The sequence below is a fragment of the Roseococcus sp. YIM B11640 genome (assembly GCF_049727625.1).
Taxonomy (GTDB): Bacteria; Pseudomonadota; Alphaproteobacteria; order Acetobacterales; family Acetobacteraceae; genus Roseococcus.
This window is the reverse complement of record NZ_JBBJOZ010000004.1, coordinates 315,558-330,492: the sequence shown is the minus strand read 5'-3', so window position 1 is coordinate 330,492 and position 14,935 is coordinate 315,558. Positions and strand designations below refer to the sequence as shown.

The window sequence follows — 14,935 nt, the reverse complement described above, 5'->3', positions numbered from 1 at the left end:
CCCGTGCCCATCACCATCGCCTGCCTGCACACGGCCGAGAGCAACGCGGCGCTGTTCGACACGGCCGCGGCTGCGCTGCCCGGGGGCGCGCTTCGCCTCACCCACCGCGTCCGCCCCGACCTGCTGCGCGAACCCACGCCGGACACGCTGGCCGAGGCCGCTGCGATCCTGCGCGACCTCGCCTGGCGATCGGATGTCGTGCTGCTGACCTGCTCCACCATCGGCGGGGCGGTCGAATTCGCCCGCGACGCGCCCAAGCCCGTGATCCGGGCGGACGGCGCCCTGGCCGAGGCCGCCACCCGCGCGGGCGGAGAGGTGCATGTGCTCTACGCCGCGCCATCCTCCCGCGAGAGCACGCGCAACATCTTCGGCGAGGCCGCCGCCGCGACCGGCGCCCGCGTCTCCCTCCATCTGGTCCCCGGCGCCTGGCGGCTTTTCCTGGCCGGGGAGCACGCCGCCTACCTCCAGCGGATCGCCGATATGGCGCAGGGCATGGACGGCCGGGTCGTGCTCGCCCAGGCCTCCATGGCGCCCGCCGCGGCGCTGATGGCGGATCACCCTCCCCTCACCATTCCCGGCATCGCGGTGATGGCGGCCGCGCGAGCGGCACGGGCACGAAAACTCGCGTAAGCTGCGGCCGCACGGATTCGCAGAGAGGTGCCGCTTGGCCTTCATCATCGCGGTGGCGCAGCAGAAGGGCGGAGCGGGAAAATCCACCCTCGCCGCCAATATCGCCGTGGCCCTGGCGCAGAACGGCCAGAAGGTCGTCCTGCTCGACACCGATCCGCAGCAGAGCCTGCAGCGCTGGCACGCGCTGCGGCCCGCGACCGCCGCACCCTTGGGCTTCGAGGCCCCGTCCGGCTGGCGCCTCACCGGCGCTGTGGACCGGCACAAGCGCTCGGCCGATTTCATCGTGCTCGACACGCCGCCCCATGCCGATACGGATGCCCGCATCGCGGTGCGCGCCGCCGATCTCGTGCTCATCCCGGTCCAGCCCTCCCTGCCCGACCTCTGGGCCGCCGAGGGGACGGTCGCGCTGGCCGAGGCGGAGAAGACGCCCTACCGCTTCGTCCTGAACCGCTTGCCCGCCACCGGCCGGCTGCGCGATGTGGTGATGGACGAGCTGAAGCGCCGCAAGGCCCCGGTCTCGCCCCACACCCTGGGCAATCGTTCCGCCTTCGCGGCGGCCTTCGCGCTCGGATTGGGCGTCACGGAGAGCGCCGCGCGGAGTCCCGCCGCAGAGGAGGTCCGCGCCCTGGCCTCTTCCCTCCGGCCGGGGAAGGCCCAATAAAGCCGGGATGACTTTCCGCCGAACGGGGCGCCGCGCGTGAAGGCGGGCCCCAAGATCACCATCAGCGATGACGACTACCCCGAGCTGGAGGCCGTGGCGGCCATCCAGCGTGGCCTGCACGCGTACAACCAGGAACGCGGCGGTCCCTACGACCGCGAGCCCGTCACCGTCCTCGCCCGCGACGAGGAAGAGGTGGTGAAGGGTGGGCTACTCGGCCTCACCTACTGGAACTGGCTTTTCATCGACTGGCTCTGGCTGGCGCAGGGCGCCCGCGGCCAGGGACTGGGCACCGAACTGCTCTCGCGCGCCGAGGCCATCGCGCGCGGGCGCGGCTGCACGGATGCCTACACCGACACCTTCAGCTTCCACGCGCCCGAATTCTGGCAGCGCAATGGCTGGGTGGAGGCCGGGCGGCTGGACGGGATGCCGCCGGGCCATTCGCGGATCTGGTACCGCAAGAAGCTGTAAGGTCCGGTTCGGTCCCGGCCGCCTTACTATCTTACCATCTTACTATCTTACCCGTACGCGCCGACCGGCGGACGCGCCTCGCCCCTTGGCGCACCCTTTATAGGAAAATTGTCTTTTCCACTCAAGCCGCGCGTCAGCCGGGGTTCAGCAGGTTCTCGCGTAGCGTCCTGCCGGCATATTCCTTACGGAAGATGCCGCGCCGCTGCAGCTCCGGCACCACCATCCGGCCGATATCCTCGTAGGTCATCGGGAAGGTCGTGGGCGGGATCACGAAACCGTCGCAGGCGCCGGCCTTGAACCAATCCTCCATCACATCGGCGATCATCTCCGGCGTGCCGGCCAGCTGGGCGCGGGCCTTGCGCGCCGCCTCGGCATAGGAGGTGCCGTCCGCCTTCGCCCTTTGCCGCATCCGGTCGCGCGAGCCCTGGGAGCCCTTCGCGCCGGCCGCCGCGTCGGCCTGATCTGCGCTTTCCATCTTGCTGAGGTCCACACCCAGCAGACCGGAATTGGAGGCCATCACCAGCTCCGGGTCGATGATGGTCTGCAGGAACTCCGCCTTCTCCTTCGCGATGGATTCCGTCTCTCCCACCACGGCCGAGAAGGTCGGCAGGATCGCGACGTCGGAACGCGATCGGCCGAAGGATCTAAGCCGCCGCTCCATGTCCTCGCAGAACTCGATGCCGTCCTCCTTGGTGGCGACGGTGCAGAAGATCATCTCCGCCCAGCGCGCCGCGACGTCGCGACCGCGCGGCGAGGAGCCCGCCTGCAGGATCACCGGGCGGCCCTGCGGCGTGCGCGGGATGGAGAGCGGCCCGCGCGTCTTCACGAAGGGCCCCTCGTAGTTCGCGTAGCGGATCTTCGTCGCATCGGTGAAGACGCCGCTCTTGCGGTCCAGCACGACCGCATCCTCGTCCCAGCAGTCCCAGAGGGCGCAGCAGGCAGCCAGCACATCCTCGGCACGGTCGTAGCGGAGGTCCTTGTCCGGCAGCTGGTCCAGGCCGAAGTTGCGCGCCTCCGCGTCGTAGCTCGACGTCACCACGTTCCAGGCCACGCGGCCCTTGCTGATGAGATCGAGCGAACCGAGGCTGCGGGCGAGCTGATAGGGCTCGTAGAAGGTGGTCGAGAGCGTGGCGCCGAGGCCCAGATGCGTCGTCGCCCGCGCCATCAGCGGCAGCACGATCATCGGGTCCAGCAGGCTCGCCTGGCCGCCGCGGCCGATATAGTCGGCGAAGCTGTCGCGATAGAGGTCGGGGATGCCCAGGCCATCGGCGAAGAAGCCGCAATCGAAGCGCGCGGCCTCGAGCAGGCGTGCGAGATTCTCCCAGCGCGAGGGTTCCCAGATATCGTCGAGGGGCGCGGCCGGGTGGCGCCAACCGCTGGCGAAACTCGCGGTGGGGCCCGTCTTCAGATAGGCCACGAGATGCATCTTGCCCGGACGTCTCACGTCAGTCTCCTCGCGCAATCGGCGCCGGCGCTTTGCCTACCATCGCAGACAAAGCCCGTCAGGCCGAGCGGCGAGGACGGATCGCGCCGACGGGACCTGGAATGACCCGCGCTTGGGCAGCGGGGCTCAGGGAGCGGGCAGCGGCCAAGCTCAGAAGCGGTACAGCACCGCCGGGTTGTCCACGAGCACGCGATGCCGCGCCGCATCGTCCGGCACCCAGTCGAAGAGCCAGTCGAGCAGCATGCCGTCATCGGTCATCTGCTCGACCGTCTCGAACTGGGTGTGCGGCCAGTCGGTGCCCCAGACGCAGCGCTCGGGCGCCGTGTCGACGAAGCGGCGCGCGATGGGCGCAAGGTCCGCATAGGGCGGGCGGCTGGCACGGTAGCCGCAGATCTTCACCCAGGCGCGGCCCGTCTCCAGCAGGCGCAGCGCGGCGGCGAGCTCGGCGCCGTCCGGCCCGTTCGCCGCGTCCACGCCGGCCATGTGGTCCAGCACGATGGGCACGGGAAGCCTGGCCAGCACGGGCTCCAGTTCCCGCACCTGCGCGCCCTTCATGTAGAGCTGGATGTGCCAGCCGAGATCGGCGACGCGGCGGGCCAGGCTCTCCAGCTGCTCGACCGGCGTGCCGTTGCCGCTGACGGCGTTGAAGCGGACGCCGACGGCGCCCTCGCCGGCCAGGCGCTGCAGTTCCTGCGGCATGGCGCTCTCGTCCACCACCACGACGGCGCGGGCATTGTCGCGGCCGAAGCGCGCCACGGCATCCATGGTAACGCGATTGTCGGTGCCGTAGACGCTGGCCTGGACCACCACGCGGCGGTCGAGGCCGAGCGTGCCGGCCATGTCCAGGTAGTGGTCGATCAGCGCGGGCGGCGGCGTGTAGGGCCGGGAGGCGCTGAGGGGGAAGCGGTCATAGGGGCCGAAGATGTGGAAGTGGCTGTCGCAGCTTCCGGGCGGCGCCTTGCGGCGGGGCGGGTTGGTCCGCGCGTTGGCGGGCACGCAGGTGAAGGTGAGCGTTTCCATCGGCCCAGATTGCGGGGATCGCCGAGGCGGCGCAATCTCGGGCCCTCAGATTCAGGAGGATACGTATGAGCAAAGTCGCGGTCGTCACGGGGGCGAGCACGGGCATCGGGCGCGCGGCGGCGCTCGGGCTCCTGAAGGCGGGCTATCGCGTGGCGCTGGCCGCCCGGCGCCAGGATGCGCTGGAGGAGACGGCTCAGATGGCCGGCGCCCATTCCGGCAATGCCCTGCCCATCGCCACCGACGTTTCCTCGCCCGAGGGCGTGGAGCAGCTCTTTTCCACGCTGAAGTCCAAGTGGGGCCGTTGCGACCTGCTCTTCAACAATGCGGGCATGGGCGTGCAGGGCTACCTGCTGGAAGACCTGCCGGTGGAGAAGTGGCTGCAGGTGGTGGCGGTGAACCTCACCGGCTCCTTCCTCTGCGCGCAGCAGGCCTTCCGCATGATGAAGGAGCAGACGCCGCAGGGCGGGCGCATCATCAACAACGGCTCGATCAGCGCGCATACGCCGCGGCCCGACAGCGTGGCCTATACCTCGACCAAGCACGCGATCACCGGGCTGACGAAGCAGCTCATCCTCGACGGCCGCAAGTACAACATCTGCGCGGGCCAGATCGACATCGGCAATGCGGCGACGAACATGACGGCGCGCATGACCAAGGGCGTGAAGCAGCCGAACGGCGAGATGATGGTCGAGGCGACGATGGACGTACAGAACGTCGCCAACGCCATCGTCTTCATGGACAGCGTCACGCCGGAGGCCAACGTGCCCTTCCTGACGGTGAAGGCCAACCTGATGCCCTGGGAAGGGCGCGGCTGATCTTCCACTCTCCCGGCCGCTAGAGGAGCGGGCTGAGCACCGCGGCGCTGTTCTGCCAGAGGCGCCGCAGGATCGGCCATTGCAGCACCTCGGCCGCATGCACCTCCTGCCCGCGCGCGGCATAGTTCAACTGCCGCTCGCGGATCTCCGCCACCAGTTCCGGCGAGTGCAGCAGGATGTTGTTCTCGTAGTTCAGGTCCAGGCTGCGCCGGTCGATATTGGCGGAACCGACCAGCGCCACCTCGCCATCCACCGTCAGGGTCTTGGCGTGCAGCAGCCCGCCCTGGAACTCATGGATCGCGACCCCGGCGCCCAGCAGGCTCGCATAATGGCTGCGGCTCGCGGCAGCGACTGCCCAGCTGTCGTTGCGCGCGGGCAGGACGAGCATGGTCCGCACGCCGCGATTGCCCGCCGCCCGCAGCGCGGACTGGATCGAGGAATCCGGCACGTAGTAGGGCGTGGTGATGATGAGCTCCCGCCGTGCCGCGAAGATCAACGACTGGAACATCTCCGACAGCGCGAAGGGCCGTGAGCTCGGACCGGTCGCGATGACCTGGGCGGCGAAGCCCCCGGCGGCCTTGTCCATCGGCTCGTTCAGGAGGTGGCCGATATCCTCGCCGGTCCAGAGCGCCCAGTCGCCGGCGAAGAGGTGCTGGTTCTCCCGCGCCAGGGGTCCCTCGAAGCGGAGCATGATGTCCACCCAGGGCGCATAACGCGCCTTGATGCGGAACTCGGGATCGGCGCAGTTCTGGCTGCCGCCATAGGTGATGCGATTGTCGATGACGGCGAGCTTGCGGTGGTCCCGCAGGTCGATCCGGCCGTGCAGCGGGCGGAGCACCGCGATTCCCACCGGCAGCGACGCCACGACCCGAGCCCCCGCCTCGCGCATCGCCCGCCAATGGGCGCTCCGGATGAAGGCGCGCGACCCGACGTCATCGACCAGCACGCGGCAGGCCACGCCGCGCCGCGCCGCCCTGCCGACCGCCTCCGCGACGCGGGCGCCGTTGCGGTCATCCAGCCAGATGTAGAAGAGCAAGTGGACGTGGTCCCGCGCGGCATCGATGTCGCCCACCAGCGCGTCGATGGCCTGGTTCTCGTCTGGCAGCAGCCGCGCGGTGTTGCCGCCCACGACGCGATAGCGGCTGATGGACCGGCCCACCCGGAACAGCTCCTGGAAGCGCGGAGGCAATTCGGGCCGCAGCGCCTCGGCCTGCGGGCCGAGCCCGGCGAGCGGGTCGGGCAGAGCCTCCACCGCGCTGCGCAACCGCGCCACGCGCCGCCGCCCGATACTGGTCTCTCCCAGCAGGAGGTAGCCGCCGATACCGGCGGCCGGCACCAGCAGGATCACCACGATCCAGGCCAGGCGCGAGACAGGATCCCGCCCCGGCCGCAGGATCACCCGCGCGATCAGCGCCATCAGGACCAGCACATAGGCGACGGCGACGACCATGCACCGATCCTGAAGGACCGCAGCGCTGCTGCGAAGGGGCTACAGCAGCTTGTCCAGCGTGATCGGCAGATCCCGCACCCGGATCCCCGTGGCGTTGTAGACCGCGTTCGCCACCGCCGCGCCGACACCCGTGATGCCGATCTCGCCGATGCCGCGCACCCCCATGGGGCTGTGCGGGTCGGGGATATCGGTCCAGATCGCGTCGATCTCCGGCACGTCGAGGTGCACAGGCACGTGATACTCGGCGAGCGAGGGATTCATGATCCGGCCCATCCGCTCGTCGAAGAGCGTCTCCTCGGACATGGCGAGACCGAGGCCCATGATGATGCCGCCACGGAACTGGCTCATCGCCATGCGGGGATTGATGATGCGGCCCGTGTCGAAGGAGCCGAGGAAACGGCTGACGCGCAGCTCCCCGGTCACGGCATTCACCCGCACCTCGCAGAACTGCGCGGCGTAGGAGTGCATGGAATGCTTCGTGCCCTCCATGGGCTGCGGCGCCGCCGCCTGCACCAGGAGCTCGTCGCGGCCTGCGCGGCGCAGGATGGAGACGAAGCTCTCGAACCGCGTCCCGTCCTCGCGATGGCCGAGGCCCGCGTCCCGCATCTCGACGTCCCGGGGCTTGAGGCCGCCGAGCGCGGAATCATTGCCGGCGAGTTTCAGCAGCTCCTTCACCAGCACCTCCGACGCCGCCGTGACCGCCGCGATGATGGAGGCAGTCTGCGACGAGCCACCGGCCATGGTCCCGGAAGGCATGTCGGTATCGCCATACTCGAAGGTCACCTGCTCGACCGGCAGGCCGAGCCGCTCGGCGGCGTGCTGGGCCTGGGCGGTGGCGGTGCCCATGCCCATCTCGTGGCTCCCCATCCGCACGATGGCGCGCCCGTCGGCGAGAAGCTGGATCGAGGCCGAGCCGCCGGCCATGCGGTAGTAGGGATATGTCCCCGTGGCTACGCCCATGCCGACCCACCACTCGCCCTCGCGCCGCGCGCGTGGCCTGGGATCGCGGCGGTCCCAGCCGAAACGCTCCGCGCCCGCGCGATAGGCTTCCACGAGATTCCGCTCCGAGAAGGGAAGGCCGGAGGTGGGGTCCTTCTTCGGCTCAAGCCGCCGGCGCAGCTCGATGGGGTCGATCTCCAGCTTCTCGGCAAGCTCGTCCAGCGCGCATTCCAGGGCGAAGGTCCCGATGGACTCGCCCGGCGCGCGCATGAACGTATTGGCCACCATGTCGAGCTCGGTGACCTGCTGCTGCAGAAGAATGTTATCCGCCGCATAGAGGTGGCGCGTCGGAAAGGTGAACGGCTCGGGGCAGTCGTTATGCGAGGTCACTCCCGCGATGCCGGTATGGATCAGCGCGGTCAGCCTGCCGTCGCGCCCGGCGCCCAGCGCCACGCGCTGCTCGGTCAAGGTGCGGCCGCCGGTGGCGCGGAACACACCCTCCCGCGAGAGCGTCATCCGAACCGGCCGGCCGGCCAGCTTCGCGGCGGCGGCGGCGAGGATCTGGTGGTTCCAGACGCTCTTGTTGCCGAAGGCGCCACCCACGAAGGGCGAGAGCACCCTCACCTTCTCCTCGGCCAGCTTGAACACCCTGGCGAGAGTGCTGCGGGTCAGGTGCAGCATCTGCGAGGCGTCGTGCACCAGCAGGGACCCGTCCTGCCAGGCGACCGTCAGCGCGTGCGGCTCGATGGCGCAGTGGTTGTAGCGCGGCGTGTGGAACGTCAGGTCGACGCTCACCTCGGCCTCGGCCAGCGCCTTTTCCGGCTTGCCGATCTCGATGCGCGCCGGCTCGCCCAGCACGGAGGAAGGCTCATGCGCCTTGGCGCGGGCCGCCGCGAAATCGACCTCGGCGTGGCTGGCCTCGTACTCCACGCGGAGGAGCGCGGCGGCATGGTCGGCCTGCTCCTGCGTCTCGGCCAGGACCAGCGCGACGGGCTCGCCGTTCCAATGGATGCTGTCATCCTGCATCACCGGTAGGCCACTGGCCGCGGCACCCGCGTCGTCGGCCATCATCACCGGCGGCGGCGCCATGGGGGGCGCATTCCGATGCGTCATGACGAGCACGACGCCCGGCGCGGCCTCCGCCGCGGCGGTCTCCAGCGAGGCGATGCGCCCGCGCGCGATCCGGCTGTAGACGAGCGCCGCATAGGCGAGCCCCTCCATGCCGACCTCAGCCGAGAAGCGGGCGCTACCCGTGACCTTCAGCCCGCCATCGCGGCGCGGCAGCGGCAGCCCCACCACGCGGTTCGCGTCCATCAACATGTCCGAAGCCTTGTCCGGCATCAGCCGGACGACGCGCTTCATGGCATTCTCAAGGAGGCTCATGCGAGGTCCTCCAGCACCGCCACGATGGTTCGTCGCGCGAGCTCCGGCTTGAAGCCGTTCTGCGAGAGCGGCGCGGCATCGGCCAGCTCGGCCTCGGCGGCCGCGCGGAAGCTTTCCGCCGTCGCCGGCCGTCCGCGCAGCGCGGCCTCGGCCTTCAGCGCGCGCCAGGGCTTGTGCGCAACCCCGCCCAGCGCGAGCCGCACGTCCCTGACCTGCCCCTCCGCCACATCCAGCGCGGCAGCGACCGAGACGAGTGCGAAGGCGTAGCTGGAGCGGTCCCGCACCTTGCGATAGGCCGAATGCGTGCCGAAGGAGAGCGGCGGAAGCTCGACCGCCGTGATCAGCTCGCCTGGCGCCAGGGCCGTCTCGATATCGGGCCGGCCGCCGGGCAAGCGGTGGAAGTCCAGCATGGGCAGGCGCCGCGTTCCCTGCGGGCCCTCCAGCACCAGCACGGCATCCAGCGCGGCCAGGGCCACGCACATGTCGGAAGGGTGTGTCGCCACGCAGGAGGGCGAGGCGCCGAGGATCGCGTGCATGCGGTTGAAGCCGTCGATGGCGTCGCACCCGCTGCCGGGGCAGCGCTTGTTGCAGCGCGCGGCGTCGTCATAGAAGTAGAGGCAGCGCGTGCGCTGCATGATGTTGCCGCCGACGCTCGCCATGTTGCGGATCTGGCCCGAGGCGCCTGCCAGGATGGCGCGCGACAGCACCGGGAAGCGCTCCCGCACCGCGCGGTTCTCGGCCACCGCCGTGTTGCGCGCCGCCGCGCCGATGACGAGCCCGCCATCCTCTCTGGCCTCGATCCGCTGGGACAGGGCCGTCACATCCACCAGGAATTCCGGCGCCTCGATGGTCTCGCGCATCAGGTCGACGAGATTGGTGCCGCCGCCCAGGAACTTCGCGCCCGCGTGCCGCCCGGCAAGGCCGATCGCATCGCCCGCGCTGCCGGCGCGCGCATAGCCGAACTCGATCATGGCGCGCGCTCCCCGGCGAAGGTGGACTGGATCGCCTCCACGATGCCGTTATACGCACCGCAACGGCACAGATTACCGCTCATCCGCTCGCGCAGCTCGTCGTGGCTGAGTTCCGCGTGATGCGCCAGATCCTCGGTGACGACGCTCGGCACGCCGCGCGAGAGCTCGGCCGCCATGCCGATCGCCGAGCAGATCTGCCCAGGCGTGCAATAGCCGCATTGGAAGCCGTCATGCTCGATGAAGGCTGCCTGCAGCGGATGCAGCGCGCCGTCTTCCGCCAGCCCCTCGATGGTGGTGATCTCGCGGCCTTCGTACTGCACGGCCAGCGCGAGGCAGGAGTTGATGCGCTCGCCGTCCACCAGCACGGTGCAGGCGCCGCAGGCACCCTGATTGCAGCCCTTCTTCGTGCCGGGCAGGCCCAGCTTTTCCCGCAACAGATCCAGCAGCGAGGTACGAAGATCGAGCGTCAGCTCGTGACGCTCTCCATTGACGATAAATTGCATTCGCCGTCTCTCCATGCCGCGCGGGCGAGCCGCGCGATCGAGGGGTGGAGGTGTTCGGCGTTTTAAACGGCAGGGTCGCTACTGGGTTGCGACCCTACCTTCCGTGGAAGACAGCCTGCCGCTTCTCCAGCATGGCGTTCACCGCCTCCTTGTGGTCCTCCGTCTCCTGCGCGATGGCCTGGTAGGCGGCGGACATCTCCAGCAGCGAGGCGAGCGACATGTGCTGGCCTTCGCGCAGCAGGCGCTTGGTCATGCGCAGCACCTGCGGCGGGTTCTTGGCGACGCGCGCCGCGAGCTCCTTCGCCGCGCCCATCAGCTCGGCATGCGGCACGACGCGGGAGACGAGCTTCGCCGCCAGCCCCTGCTCGGCATTGAGCGGATCGCCGGTGAAGGACATCTCGGCCGCCATGGCGAGGCCGACGGCGCGCGGCAGCAGCCAGGCGCCGCCATCGCCAGGGACGATGCCCACGCGCACGAAGCTCTCGGCGAAGATGGCCTTCTCGCTCGCGATCCGCATGTCGCACATGCAGGCGAGGTCGAGGCCCGCGCCGATCGCCGGGCCGTTGATGGCCGCGATGGTCGGCAGGTCCAGCTCCCATAGCGCCAGCGGGATGCGCTGGATGCCGCGGCGGTAATTCTCGCGCATCTCGGCCGCGCTCTGGGCGGCCATGATGCCGGTGCGGTCGCGCATGCCCTTGAGGTCGCCGCCGGCGCAGAAAGCCGGGTCGGCGCCGGTCACGATCACGCAGCGCAGGCTGTCGTCGCGCGAGATGCGGCGGCAGGCGTCCTCCACCTCGTCGCAATCGGCGAAGCTGGAGATGGCGTTGCGCCGCTCGGGCGCGTTGAGCGTGATGGTGACGACCGGGCCGTCCTGCTCGATCTTCAGAAAATCAGCCATGATCGTGTCCTTATTGGGGGTCGCGGGCCGTGATGCCCGGCCAGAGCTCCGAACCGTTGCGGGAGAGAGCGCCACGGCCCAGCTCGGCGGCCCAGAAGCGCTCGGTGCCGCCCTCCTCCCGCCAGGACCAGAGTCGGCGGGTGAAGTGATGCAGCTCATGTTCCTCGGTGATGCCGATGGCGGCGAAGACCTGGTGGGCGGTGGCGGCGCCCATGGTCGCGGCCTCGCCCGCCACCACCTTGGCGCAGCCGATCTCGAAGGCAGCACCCGCCAGGCCATGCGCGTCGGCCGCGCGGGCGGCCTGGTTCACGGCAACGGCGACCGCCGCCACCTCGCCCGCCATGGCCGCGAGCTGCTGCTGGATCGCCTGGAACTTGCCGATGGGCCGGCCGAACTGCTTGCGCGTATTAGCCCATTCCACCGTTAGCGCCAGCACGCGCTCCAGCGCGCCCGCGATGATCGCCGAACGGATGAGCGCGCGGCCGAGCAGCCCCGCGCGCGGGCCGAAACTGTTGGGCAGGATGCCGCGCGCGATACGCGGGCCGGGCACGACACGGTCGCGCGGCTCGCGGCCGAGATTCTCGGTGGCCGACGCCTCGCCCACCTCGTGCAGGGCGACGGTCGTGCCCTCCAGCAGCGCGATGCGCTTCACATGGCGCCCGTAGGGCACGGGTCCCGTGCCGCAGGCGAGGCCGAGCGGACCCTCGGGCACCTCAATGCCCGCGCTGGCGAGCAGCGCCGCGGCGAGCATGGTCTCCGCGACCGGCGCCGGCGCGCCATGCCGGCCCAGCACCTGCCAGATCGCCGCCGCATCGCCCCAGGAGAGGCCGACGCCGCCGGCATCCTCCGGCACCAGCGCGAGGGCGAGGCCCTGCCCTTCCAGGCCGGCCCAGAGCTCGGCCGGGAACTCGCCGGCTTCCACCTGGCGCAGCACGGCCACACCGCCGGCATCGGCGATCAGGCGGTCCACCTGCTCGACGAGGATCGAACGCAGTTCACTCATCAACGAAGTCCCAGGTCACGCGCGATGATGCCGCGCAGGATCTCACGCGTACCGCCGCGCAGGCTGAAGGTGGGCGCGAGCTGCGCCAGGACGCCCAGCATCTCGCGCAGCTCCGGCGTGGAATCGCCGGGGTCGAGCAGGCCGCGCAGTTGCTCGGGCAGCGCCTGCTCGAAGAGGTTGCCGGCATCCTTCACCAGCGCGGCCTCCACCTGCGGAGACTCGCCGCGCTCCAGCATGCCGCCGACGGAGAGCGACATCCCGCGCAGCGTCGCGAGACGCGCGACCATGCGGCCAATCGTGACTTCCGCGCCCGGCTGCGGCGCCGCGCGAAGCGCGTCGATGCCGGCGGCAAGCGCGGGATAGGAGGAGAGGTAGCGATCCGGCCCGCTGCGCTCGAAGCCGAGTTCCGAGGTCGCCTGCGCCCAGCCCGCGCCTTCCTGCCCCAGAAGGTCGTCGGGCTTCAGCTTCACGTCGTCGAAGGTCACTTCGTTGAAGCTATCCTCACCCGCGAGGTCGCGGATGGGGCGGATGGTGATGCCCGGCAGCGAGAGGTCCACGAGGAACTGCGAAAGCCCCGCATGCCGCGATCCGCCCTCGGCCGGCGGCGAGGTGCGGACGAGCGCGATCATGTAGTCGCTCTTATGCGCGAAGGTCGTCCAGATCTTGCGTCCGTTCAGCACCCAGCCCTCGCTGGTGCGGTCCGCCTTGGTGCGGAGGGCGGCGAGGTCGCTTCCCGCATCGGGCTCCGACAAGCCGATGCAGAAAGCCAGCTCGCCGCGCGCGATGCCGGGCAGGATGCGCTGGCGCTGCTCTTCCGTGCCGAGGCGCAGAATGAGCGGGCCGGACTGCCGGTCGCCGATCCAGTGTGCGCCCACCGGCGCGCCCGCCGCCAGCATCTCCTCCAGCACCACGATGCGCTCGAGGCTGCTGCGCTCATGCCCGCCATACTGCCGGGGCCAGGTCATGCCGATCCATCCGCGCGCGCCCACGGCGCGCGAGAAGCCGCGGTCGAATCCCATCCAGGAGCGCGCGCGGGTCCCGGGCGCCCAGTCGCGGCCCGCATCGGCCAGGAACTCGCGCAATTCGGCGCGCAGCTTCCCGGCGTCCGGCGGTGTGTCGGGCAGGTCAAAACGCATTCGTGAACTTCCTCCTGGCGGCGCAGGCTAGACGGCTCCCGTGGTCCCGGCGAGCCCCCTCCCGTCCAAGCGGTCGGGAGGGTTCAGCGGGACATGCTGGCCCAGGCCTCGATGACCGAGACGGCCTCCGCCTTGAGCGCGCGGTGCGTGGGGATAGGGCCCTCAGCAACGGGCAGGCCCGCGACACGCCGCAGGTCGCTGACATCGCCGCCGCGGCGGCGCTGCTTCGGCACGGCCGCCAGAGCGGCCTCGCTCTCGGCCAGCGTCGCCGCATAGACCACGCGCGCGATGCCGCTGATACGCATCGTGGCGACACAGAGCGCGCACGGTTCGCAGGACGAGAAAACCGTGCAGCCCGTGAGGTCGAGCGTGCCGAGCTTCGCGCAGGCGTCCCTGATCGCCTCCGTCTCGCCATGCGAGGTCGGGTCGAGCTTCGCGGCCGAGCGATTGAACCCCTCGCCCACCACCACGCCATCGCGCACGACGATGGCGCCGAAGGGCTCGCTGCCCGGCGTCGCGGCGGCTTCCGCCGAGAGGGCGATGGCGCGGCGGAGGAAGTCCTCATCGGTCGTCATGCGGAATGCCTATCACGAACTGGCGGCCCGCCCAGTGTCTGAGGGCGCGAAGGCAAATCAATCGTTCGTGATGCCCATGGAGCGCACGGTGGCGCCGACCGTGTTCACCTGGTTCTGCACGAAGGTGACGAAATCCGGCTGGCTCATCTGGCCGGAGACGATGCCCACCGTCGCCAGCCGCTCCTGGAAGGCGGGCGTCTGCAGGATCTCGGCCGTCTCCGCATGGAGGCGGTCCACGATCGCGGTCGGGATCCGCGCGGGTCCGCTGAGGCCGAGCCAGTTGAGCGCCACGAGGCTGGGCAGCCCGGCCTCGGCCGTCGTGGGCACGTCGGGCACGCTCGGCTGCCGCGCGGGCGAGGTCACGGCATAGGGGCGCAGGCGGTTCGCGCGGATGTTCTCCACATTCTCCGGCAGCGTGTCGAAGGAGAGCAGGATGGACCCGCCCAGGATATCCGCCTGCATGGGCTGCGAGCCGCGATAGGGCGCGTGGTTGAGCTGGATGCCCGTCTGCGCCGTGAACATCGTGCCCACCACATGTCCCACCGAGCCGATGCCCGAGGTGCCGTAGGTCACGGGGGCGGGCTGGGCGCGCATCCAGGCCATCAGCCCGGCCATGTCCGTCGCGGGCACAGAGAGGTTGGTCACCACCACCATCGGCGTGGAGCCGAGGTAGGAGATGTGGGTGAAGGACGTCATCGGGTCGTAGCCCGGCGCGCGGTACAGCGGCGGCGAGGTCACGACCGGCGCGGTGTTGGAGAGCATGAGAGTGTAGCCATCCGCCGGCTGCGCCGCGACATGCTGGGCAGCGAGCGTGCCGCCCGCGCCGGGCCGGTTGTCCACCACGACGCGCGCATGGAGCTTCGGGCCCAGCGCATCGGCCAGCACGCGGGCCACGATGTCCGACGAGCCGCCGGGCGGGAAGGTCACGACGATGCGGATGGGGCGGGACGGCCAGTTCTGGGCCGAAGCTTGCCCGCCGAGCAGGCAGGCGAATGCCGCGAGGAGTGGCAGAAAGCGACGACGCATGCGCAAACCCTCC

The 14,935-nt window shown here is 70.3% G+C and carries 15 protein-coding genes; 4 read left to right on the top strand and 11 right to left on the bottom strand.

Translation table 11 applies throughout. The annotated features are described in order from the left end of the window. Positions 1-3 precede the first annotated feature (3 nt). Genes WJM96_RS18040 through WJM96_RS18030 form a run of 3 tightly spaced genes read left to right on the top strand, consistent with a single transcriptional unit; the run spans position 4 to position 1,759 of the window. Positions 4-630: a hypothetical protein gene (locus WJM96_RS18040; protein WP_424813926.1), complete on the top strand. Its 627-nt coding sequence runs from the start codon at positions 4-6 to the stop codon at positions 628-630. Positions 631-664: 34 nt separating this feature from the next. Beyond that, positions 665-1,291 (top strand): ParA family partition ATPase, encoded by a 627-nt coding sequence (gene parA / locus WJM96_RS18035; RefSeq protein WP_424813925.1) that lies wholly within the window; start codon positions 665-667, stop codon positions 1,289-1,291. A gap of 36 nt (positions 1,292-1,327) precedes the next feature. Continuing rightward, positions 1,328-1,759 carry a GNAT family N-acetyltransferase gene (locus WJM96_RS18030; protein ID WP_424813924.1) on the top strand — a complete coding sequence of 144 codons (432 nt, stop codon included), beginning with the start codon at positions 1,328-1,330 and terminating at the stop codon, positions 1,757-1,759. 133 nt (positions 1,760-1,892) lie between these two features. Here WJM96_RS18030 and WJM96_RS18025 read toward each other — a convergent pair whose 3' ends face one another. Further along, positions 1,893-3,203 carry an NtaA/DmoA family FMN-dependent monooxygenase gene (locus WJM96_RS18025; protein ID WP_424813923.1) on the bottom strand — a complete coding sequence of 437 codons (1,311 nt, stop codon included), beginning with the start codon at positions 3,201-3,203 and terminating at the stop codon, positions 1,893-1,895. A gap of 150 nt (positions 3,204-3,353) precedes the next feature. Next, entirely contained in the window at positions 3,354-4,223 is an 870-nt protein-coding gene (locus tag WJM96_RS18020; protein ID WP_424813922.1) for an amidohydrolase family protein, read from the bottom strand. Positions 4,224-4,288: 65 nt separating this feature from the next. Here WJM96_RS18020 and WJM96_RS18015 point away from each other — a divergent pair, with 65 nt between their 5' ends. Continuing rightward, positions 4,289-5,038 (top strand): SDR family oxidoreductase, encoded by a 750-nt coding sequence (locus tag WJM96_RS18015; RefSeq protein ID WP_424813921.1) that lies wholly within the window; start codon positions 4,289-4,291, stop codon positions 5,036-5,038. A gap of 19 nt (positions 5,039-5,057) precedes the next feature. Here the strand turns inward: WJM96_RS18015 and cls are convergent, their stop codons facing one another. The 9 genes from cls to WJM96_RS17970 form a co-directional block, all read right to left on the bottom strand. Continuing rightward, the gene (gene cls / locus WJM96_RS18010; RefSeq protein WP_424813920.1) at positions 5,058-6,488 is read right to left on the bottom strand and encodes a cardiolipin synthase; all 1,431 of its coding nucleotides are present in this window, start codon (positions 6,486-6,488) and stop codon (positions 5,058-5,060) included. Positions 6,489-6,527: 39 nt separating this feature from the next. Next, the gene (locus WJM96_RS18005) at positions 6,528-8,810 is read right to left on the bottom strand and encodes a xanthine dehydrogenase family protein molybdopterin-binding subunit (protein ID WP_424813919.1); all 2,283 of its coding nucleotides are present in this window, start codon (positions 8,808-8,810) and stop codon (positions 6,528-6,530) included. Beyond that, entirely contained in the window at positions 8,807-9,781 is a 975-nt protein-coding gene (locus WJM96_RS18000) for an FAD binding domain-containing protein (protein WP_424813918.1), read from the bottom strand. The genes WJM96_RS18005 and WJM96_RS18000 overlap by 4 nt, the downstream gene beginning before the upstream one ends. Continuing rightward, positions 9,778-10,284 (bottom strand): 2Fe-2S iron-sulfur cluster-binding protein, encoded by a 507-nt coding sequence (locus tag WJM96_RS17995; protein ID WP_424813917.1) that lies wholly within the window; start codon positions 10,282-10,284, stop codon positions 9,778-9,780. Before WJM96_RS17995 ends, WJM96_RS18000 begins: the two co-directional genes overlap by 4 nt. Before the next feature lie 94 nt (positions 10,285-10,378). After that, the gene (locus WJM96_RS17990; RefSeq protein WP_424813916.1) at positions 10,379-11,182 is read right to left on the bottom strand and encodes a crotonase/enoyl-CoA hydratase family protein; all 804 of its coding nucleotides are present in this window, start codon (positions 11,180-11,182) and stop codon (positions 10,379-10,381) included. Positions 11,183-11,192: 10 nt separating this feature from the next. After that, the gene (locus WJM96_RS17985) at positions 11,193-12,185 is read right to left on the bottom strand and encodes an acyl-CoA dehydrogenase family protein (RefSeq protein WP_424813915.1); all 993 of its coding nucleotides are present in this window, start codon (positions 12,183-12,185) and stop codon (positions 11,193-11,195) included. Continuing rightward, on the bottom strand, positions 12,185-13,321 hold the full coding sequence (locus WJM96_RS17980; protein ID WP_424813914.1) for an acyl-CoA dehydrogenase family protein: 1,137 nt from the start codon (positions 13,319-13,321) through the stop codon (positions 12,185-12,187). Before WJM96_RS17980 ends, WJM96_RS17985 begins: the two co-directional genes overlap by 1 nt. An 83-nt stretch (positions 13,322-13,404) precedes the next feature. Continuing rightward, positions 13,405-13,896: a nucleoside deaminase gene (locus WJM96_RS17975; protein WP_424813913.1), complete on the bottom strand. Its 492-nt coding sequence runs from the start codon at positions 13,894-13,896 to the stop codon at positions 13,405-13,407. Positions 13,897-13,953: 57 nt separating this feature from the next. Then, entirely contained in the window at positions 13,954-14,922 is a 969-nt protein-coding gene (locus WJM96_RS17970; RefSeq protein ID WP_424813912.1) for a Bug family tripartite tricarboxylate transporter substrate binding protein, read from the bottom strand. Between the last annotated feature and the right edge of the window lie 13 nt (positions 14,923-14,935).